This window comes from Streptomyces sp. NPDC004721, assembly GCF_053601495.1.
The window spans coordinates 1-6,878 of record NZ_JBSGBZ010000123.1 but is presented as its reverse complement, the minus strand read 5'-3'; the positions used below and the strand labels follow the sequence as shown (position 1 = coordinate 6,878).

The 6,878-nt window shown below is 69.6% G+C and carries 5 protein-coding genes and 2 pseudogenes; 4 read left to right on the top strand and 3 right to left on the bottom strand.

Annotation, left to right across the window (positions count from 1 at the left end):
• Window positions 1-54: 54 nt before the first annotated feature.
• The 3 genes and pseudogenes from ACWEK3_RS41800 to ACWEK3_RS41790 form a co-directional block, all read right to left on the bottom strand.
• Window positions 55-960, bottom strand: a complete 906-nt coding sequence (locus ACWEK3_RS41800; protein WP_453252206.1) for a DNA primase family protein — start codon at window positions 958-960, stop codon at window positions 55-57.
• A gap of 124 nt (window positions 961-1,084) precedes the next feature.
• Window positions 1,085-1,390 (bottom strand): annotated as a pseudogene (locus ACWEK3_RS41795) (DNA primase); the annotation flags it as partial.
• Between the two features lie 218 nt (window positions 1,391-1,608).
• A pseudogene (locus ACWEK3_RS41790) lies at window positions 1,609-2,298 on the bottom strand (bifunctional DNA primase/polymerase); the annotation flags it as partial.
• Between ACWEK3_RS41790 and ACWEK3_RS41785 the strand changes: the two are divergent.
• The 4 genes from ACWEK3_RS41785 (at window position 2,282) to ACWEK3_RS41770 (ending at window position 6,709) form a co-directional block, all read left to right on the top strand.
• On the top strand, window positions 2,282-3,409 hold the full coding sequence (locus ACWEK3_RS41785; RefSeq protein WP_453252205.1) for a molybdopterin-dependent oxidoreductase: 1,128 nt from the start codon (window positions 2,282-2,284) through the stop codon (window positions 3,407-3,409). The pseudogene ACWEK3_RS41790 and the gene ACWEK3_RS41785 overlap by 17 nt on opposite strands.
• A gap of 229 nt (window positions 3,410-3,638) precedes the next feature.
• A complete protein-coding gene (locus ACWEK3_RS41780; RefSeq protein WP_450547808.1) occupies window positions 3,639-3,926 on the top strand; it encodes a hypothetical protein in 288 nt (95 codons plus the stop codon).
• Entirely contained in the window at window positions 3,923-4,600 is a 678-nt protein-coding gene (locus tag ACWEK3_RS41775) for an SAM-dependent methyltransferase (RefSeq protein WP_453252204.1), read from the top strand. Before ACWEK3_RS41780 ends, ACWEK3_RS41775 begins: the two co-directional genes overlap by 4 nt.
• Window positions 4,601-4,879: 279 nt before the next feature.
• A complete protein-coding gene (locus ACWEK3_RS41770; protein WP_453252203.1) occupies window positions 4,880-6,709 on the top strand; it encodes a glycoside hydrolase family 15 protein in 1,830 nt (609 codons plus the stop codon).
• The last annotated feature ends 169 nt before the right edge of the window (window positions 6,710-6,878 follow it).

Sequence of the window (6,878 nt, the reverse complement as noted above, 5' to 3'; positions counted from 1 at the left end):
GGACCTTAGACAAGCCTCATCGTTGCAGCTCAGAAGGCACTTTCGCTTTTCCGATCATGATCCGGACGCGACCCCGGATGAAACGCGCAGGCTAGTGTCCCTTTCCTCGTCGGTGAGCAGTCCGATGCCCGGGTAGTGCTTGCGCTGGTTGGACAGGATCATCTCCTTGGGCGAGGCCAGCCCGACCAGTTCCCGGGTGCGGGCAGCGAAGGCGCGTGAGGAGATGACTGGTGCGCCTTCATTCTGGCACCACGTTTTGTAGGCGGCGTAGAGGGCTGTCTGCTCGGCGCGCAGGTCAGGGGCGAGGTGGCAGCGTTCTTCGTAGAAGCGGCCGGTGTGGTCCTCGGTTTCTGCGTAGGCGGTGGTGGCGATGCGGACGCGTTCGGGGCCGGTGAGGTGGCGGTCGCCGGCGAGGTAGCGGCGGGCTCCGTCGATGAGCCAGCTGAGGATGCCGGGGCCTTCCTCGGTGACGAGGATGTCCGCCAAGTTGTCGATCTTGCGGTGGTCGGGGACGACGCGTTCGAAGGGGATCAGGCGCATGCGGCGCCAGAACGCGAAGCCGCCGGTGCCGACCTCGGGACGGTGGTTACCCAGCAGCCAAAGCTTGTGCGTGGGTTCGAAGCTGAAGAAGTCCTGCCGCATGCGGCGGGCCTTGATACGGTCACCGCCCGTCAGGAGCTTGACGCGGGCTTCATCGAACTTGTCGCCGGGCTTGACCTCGGAACAGACGATGACACGGCGGCCGTGGAGTTCGGCGAGGTCGGTGGGGTGGCCTTCATAGGGGCGGGCCATGAGGAATCCGGGCGGGGCGGCGTCTGCGTAGTCTCCGAGGAGTTTCATCAGCACGTCCAGTAGGACGGACTTGCCGTTCTTGCCGGAGCCGAAGAGGAAGGGCAGGACCTGGCCGCCGACGTCGCCGGTGAGGGAGTAGCCGAGCAGCAGCTGCAGGTAGGAGATCATCTCCCGGCCTTCGCTGTCGGCTCCGAAGGTGTCGGTCAGGAATGTTTCCCAGCGGGGGGTGGAGGGTGGGCTGGGGGCCGACGGTGGTGGAGCGGGAGTGGAAGTCCTTATTCGGGTCGGGGGTTTTGGTCAGGCTGGTGCGCAGGTCGACGATGCCGTCGGGGGTGCACAGTGCGTAGGGGTCGGCGTCCAGCCGGGCGGCGTTCAAGACCATGCCGGGGGCGGACTTGGCTTGGGTGAGCATGGCCTTGATGCCGGTGGTAGACAGGGCTCGGCGGCGGTGCTGCTGCAGGGCGGTGGTGGTGAAGAGGCCGCGGGCGTCGTGGGTGGCGATGTTCTCGGCCAGGTCGCCGGCGGCCCACAGGACGGTGTCGTCTTCGTCGATCTGCCAGCGCGTGGTGTCCCACCGGTACCAGCCGATGCCGGGCACGTGCCGGTAGTCGTTGGCATACAGCTTGACGAACAGTTTGGCGTTGCCGCGGTCCGACAGGGTGTCCGGCAGCAGCCCGTCCGCGGTCGCCTCACCGGCCGGGGCATGCCCGGTGTCGGCCTGCGCCGGGCGCGGCACGACGGCGGCGCCCTGGGCGCGGATCTGGGCAGCGACTGCTTCGGGGTCGAAGTCGAAGAGCGTCTCGGGCCCGGACGATGTCACGAGCGCCTCCCGCTTGCGTACAGGGGCCTCTTGAGGCCTGCGGCAAGGCCGCTGCGGATGATCTGCTCGATGCGGCGCTCCTGTCCGGGGCGGGCCGCGGCCGCGGTTTCCTTCAGGGCTTGTTCGGCCTCGTCCTGGAGCAAGCGGCCGGCACCGACGAGCCCGCCGAGGGTGTAGGCGGCGCGGTTGAGGGTGTCGGAGAATCCTGCGCCCTCAGCGACCTGGCCGCAGGCCTCAACGGGAGCCAGGACCGTGGCGAGGGTGTGTTGGATGCGGTCGCGGCCGCCGCCTGCGGCGAGGACGGCCTGGCGGGCTCGGGGTGGAACCGGCCTGGGCGCCGGAACGTTGGGGGCGGGCAGATGGTTGGTGCGCTCGAGTTCCTGGGCGAGCCAGAGTGGGAGCGCGGCGGGCTCGCGGGTGTCGCCGATGGCAGTGTAGGTGCCGTGCTGGGTGGTGGTGCCGGGGGCGATGATGTAGCTGCCGTGGGCACGGATGTCGACCTGCCAGGCCAGGGCGCGGCCAGGGCTGGAGCCGACGGAGGACTGCCAGCGGCAGCTGTCTCCGGCCCGGTACCAAACGTGTAGCCCGCCGGAAGGGGTGCGGACGCGGAGAGTGGTCGCGTCGTTGGCGGGGCTGGGCTGACCGCGCAGGGCTGCCAGGACGGCGAGGGTGTGCAACCCGGGACTTGGCCGCATCAACGACCAGACCCCGGACAAGGGCCTGCTGGGCTTCTACCTCTTCGACTGGCCCACACATCCGTACTGGCTGTACCGGCTGACCCAGGGCGTGCACGTGACGCTCGGCGTGGTCCTCGTGCCGGTGCTGCTGGCCAAGTTGTGGTCAGTGATTCCGAAGCTGTTCGAGTGGCTGCCGGTCCGCTCCGTCGCCCACGGACTGGAGCGGTTGTCCCTGCTCATGCTGGTCGGCGGGGTGATCTTTGAGTTCGTCACCGGCATCATCAACATCCAGCTCTTCTACGTCTTCCCCGGCTCCTTCTACACCCTGCACTTCTACGGCGCCTGGGTGTTCATCGCCGCCTTCGTCGTCCACGTGTGCCTCAGACTCGGCCGGATGACCCGCGCCCTGCGCTCCCGCAGCCTGGCCGCCGAACTGCGCACCGACCTCGCCAACACACGGCCCGAGCCCCTCGACCCCGACGGCCTGGTTGCGACCGCTCCCGCGCCGCCGACGATGACCCGGCGCGGCGCGCTCGCCATGGTGGGGGGCGGATCGCTGCTCCTCCTGGTGGTCACCGCAGGACAGAGCATCGGCGGCCGGCTGCGGAGCACCGCCCTTCTCGCGCCGCACAACCGTACTCCGGGCAGCGGCCCGAACGGCTTCCAGATCAACAAGACGGCCGCTTCCGTCCGCGTCACCCCCGCGCACGTCGGCCCCGGCTGGCGGCTGGAGATCCACGGCCCCGGTCCGACGCTCGTCTTCACCCGCGCACAGCTCCTCGCGATGCCCCAGCATGCTGCCGCACTGCCGATCGCCTGCGTGGAGGGATGGTCCACCCCCGACCAGCAGTGGAGCGGCCTTCGGCTGGCCGACCTCGCCGCCTTGGCGGGCCTCCCCGACGCCGGAAGCGTCCTGGTGCAATCCGTCCAACGACCCGGCCCCTACAGCTCGGTGGTACTGCGGGGCAACCAGATCCACGACCCCCGATCGCTGCTCGCCCTGCGCGTCAACGGCGCGGACCTCTCGCTCGACCATGGCTACCCGGCGCGCGTCATCGTCCCGGCCAACCCCGGCGTGAACAACACCAAGTGGGTGCACCGGCTCACCTTCAGGACGTGACCATGGCGCGCTTCGTCCGCTGGTACGGCTCCGGCCCCCTCCACCTGCTCGTCCTGATCGCCTCGTTCGCGATCACCGGCTATGCCATGGTGCGCCTGTTCGCCGTCCGCCCGCTCGACGTCGCGATCTGGTTCGTCGGCGCGGCGATCCTCCACGACCTGATCTGCTCCCCCTGTACTCACTCGCCGACCTGTCGGCACACGCTGTCCTGCGGCATCGCACCCCCCGCATGCCACAACCGCCGTGGATCAACTACCTGCGCGTGCCCACCTTTCTCTCCGGTGTGCTCCTGCTCGTCTGGTTCCCCCTCATCTTCCCCCTCATCTTCGCCCTGTCGACGCCGTACCCGGGTGCCACCCGGTTGTCCATGGACGTCTACCTCGGCCGGTGGCTGGCCATCACCCGCGTGCTCTTCGCCGCCTCCGCCGTGGCCTTCGCTCTCAGGCTCCGCCGCCTCCGGCGGGCCGCCCGCGCCAACGAGGAACGACCTGCACCAGGTCACGACGCTGCATCGTGACGACCGACGAGGACGGCTCGCCCTGCGCCGGGGGAGACCCCTATGCGCTCGCCCTGCGAACCGGCCACGGACCGGTGTATCTGCGACTGGCGGACGGGTGCCGGATTTGGATGCCGGTGCATCGCTGGTACGCGCATCCCACCCTGGCCGACGAATCCGTGCTCAATCGCTGCGTCGGCCCCGTTCTCGACGTCGGCTGCGGACCGGGCCGACTGTGCCGGGCACTCCTGAGCCGCGGAGTCTTCGCACTCGGCGTCGACGTAACCCCCCGCGCGGCGGCCGATACCATCGCTCTCGGCGGAATGGCACTGTGCCGTTCGATTTTCGACCAGCTGCCGGCCGAGGGAGGCTGGCAGACCGTCCTGCTCATCGACGGCAACATCGGCATCGGCGGCGACCCGCGCGCCCTACTGGGCCGCTGTATACAATTCACCACCCCGACGGGGTTTCTCCTCGTCGAGGTCGACCCCGACGATGTCGAGGAGCGCTGCACCGCCCGGTTCGAAGACACCCATGGCCGCGAGGGCCCGCCGTTTCCCTGGGCACGTCTAGGAGCACCAGCGCTCCACAGGATCGCCGAGGACCTTACCCTCAACATCACCGACCAGTGGAGATGCGGCCACCGACGCTTCCTCGCCCTCGGCCGCCAGGACTCAGTCTCGGAACCTCGCTGATGACGCGGGGCCGCCTCGCCACGCCGCAGCGGGGAGACACGACGTACGCCGACCGGACGCCTAGCGCGGCACCAGGCCGTGCCACCCGGTCGGGGCAACTGCCGGCAACCGGCATGTGCGATGCGCCGATCGTGCTGATTGGCTGGAGGTGAATCCGCTGTTCAGGGAGGCTGGGATCCATGACACCCGTCAGGCACCTGAAGGGACCTACGGCGCAGGTAACTGTTCACGTCGTCCTGGCCGGGCCGCGTCCGGCCCACGGTTGACAGGCTGCAACGCATGAGTACGCGGCCGATCGGTGACCACGCCCTGCTGTCCGACTGCCGCTCGGCCGCGCTGGTGACCTCCGACGGCTCGGTGGACTGGCTGTGCCTGCCCCGGTTCGACAGCCCGGCGATCTTCGCCCGGCTCCTCGACGAGGACGCCGGCCACTGGTCCATCCGCCCTACCGGCCCGGTCGACATCAGCCGCCGTTACCTCGAGGACAGCCTCGTTCTGGAGACGGTCTTCCGCACGACCGGGGGCACGGCGGTCCTGCGGGATGCCCTTGCCCTGGGGCGGCGCGAACGCGGGCACGCGCTCGGCACCGCGTCCCCCGGAACGCTGCTGCGGCAGATCACCTGCACCGAAGGGCGAGTGGACATCGAGATCACCTACGCGCCGCGCCCGGAGTTCGGGCTCGTCCACCCCCTCTTCTCAGCCGTGCGAGGCGGGCTCGCGGCGTACGGGGGCGCCCATGTTCTGCTGCTGTCGAGCCCCGTCGACCTGCGGGTGAGCGGCTCCACAGCGCACGGCCGAATCCCGCTCTCGGCGGGGCAGCGCCTCGGGTTCGCCCTGCACGTCGGGTCGGCGTGGGAAGGGGAGTCGGTGGGCTGGCGGGCCGGGCGGATCCGGCACCGCATGTCCGACACCATCGAAGGCTGGCGCTCCTGGTCAAAGCTCCACCGCGGCTACGTCGGCCCCTGGCAGGACGAGGTGGGCCACAGCGGACGCGTGCTGCGAGCCCTGACCTTCGCTCCCACCGGGGCCATCGTCGCCGCGGCCACCACCTCCCTGCCCGAGAAAACGGGCGGGATACGCAACTGGGACTACCGCTACACCTGGGTCCGCGACGCGAGCTTCACCCTGCAAGCGCTCGCCACGGCCGCCTGCGAGAAGGAGAAGAACCGGTTCTTCGGCTTCCTGGCCCGGGCTGCGGCAACCCAACTTGACCGCGGCGTCGACCTGCAGATCATGTACGGCATCGGCGGAGAACGTGATCTGAGCGAGCGGCTCCTGCCCCACTTGACCGGCTGGCGCAACAGCGGCCCCGTTCGGATCGGCAACGACGCCTGGCGCCAACGCCAACTCGACGTCTACGGCGAACTCCTCGACGCCGCCCACGAGTGCCTCCCACCCGGGGAGCGCCTGGACCCGCCCACCCGCGCCTTCCTGGTCCAGGCGGCCGACACAGCCGCCCGTCGCTGGACCGAGCCCGATCAGGGCATCTGGGAGAGGCGCGGACCGAGCAGACACTTCCTGCACTCGAAACTAATGTGCTGGGTCGCCCTGGACCGCGCCATCTCCATGGCCCCCGCCCTCCAGGCCCACGAACGCGTACCTCACTGGCGCCACGAGCGAGACAACATCCGCCAAGCCATCGAAGAGCGCGGCTGGAGCCCCCGTTCGGGCGCCTTCACCCAGGCGTTCGGCAGTGACGAACTGGACGCCTCGGCGCTGATGCTGCCCATCGTCGGCTTCTTGCCTCCGCAGGACCCTCGCGTCCAGTCCACCGTGCTCGCCGTCGCCACCCAGCTCACCGACCGCAACGGCCTAGTCCGCCGCTACCTCGGCGACGAGATCGAGGAAACGGAAGGAGCCTTCCTGCTCTGCACCTTCTGGTTCGCCCACGCCCTCGCCCTGACCGGTCATGTCGTCCGTGCACGGCAGGTGTTCCAGGCCACTCTCGCACACGCCAACGACGTTGGCCTGCTTGCCGAGGAGACGGACCCCGCCACGGGAGAAGCCCTCGGTAACTACCCCCAAGCCTTCAGCCACATCGGACTCATCAACGCCGCCCGTGCCATCCGCGACGCCGGCCAGCAGCCCCCACCGCAAGGAGTCGAGTAAAACCGACTGCGCGGGCGGCAGCTCGGCGTACTCGCCCGAGTTCATCAGCTCCAGGACTGCCGCCCGCTCCTCGAGTGTGAGGGCCGAGGGCTGGACCTGCGGTTTCCTGGGCTTTTGCTCGGGCGGGGGCCGCAGCCGGCGGTAGTGGGTGGCCCGGGAGCGGCCGGTC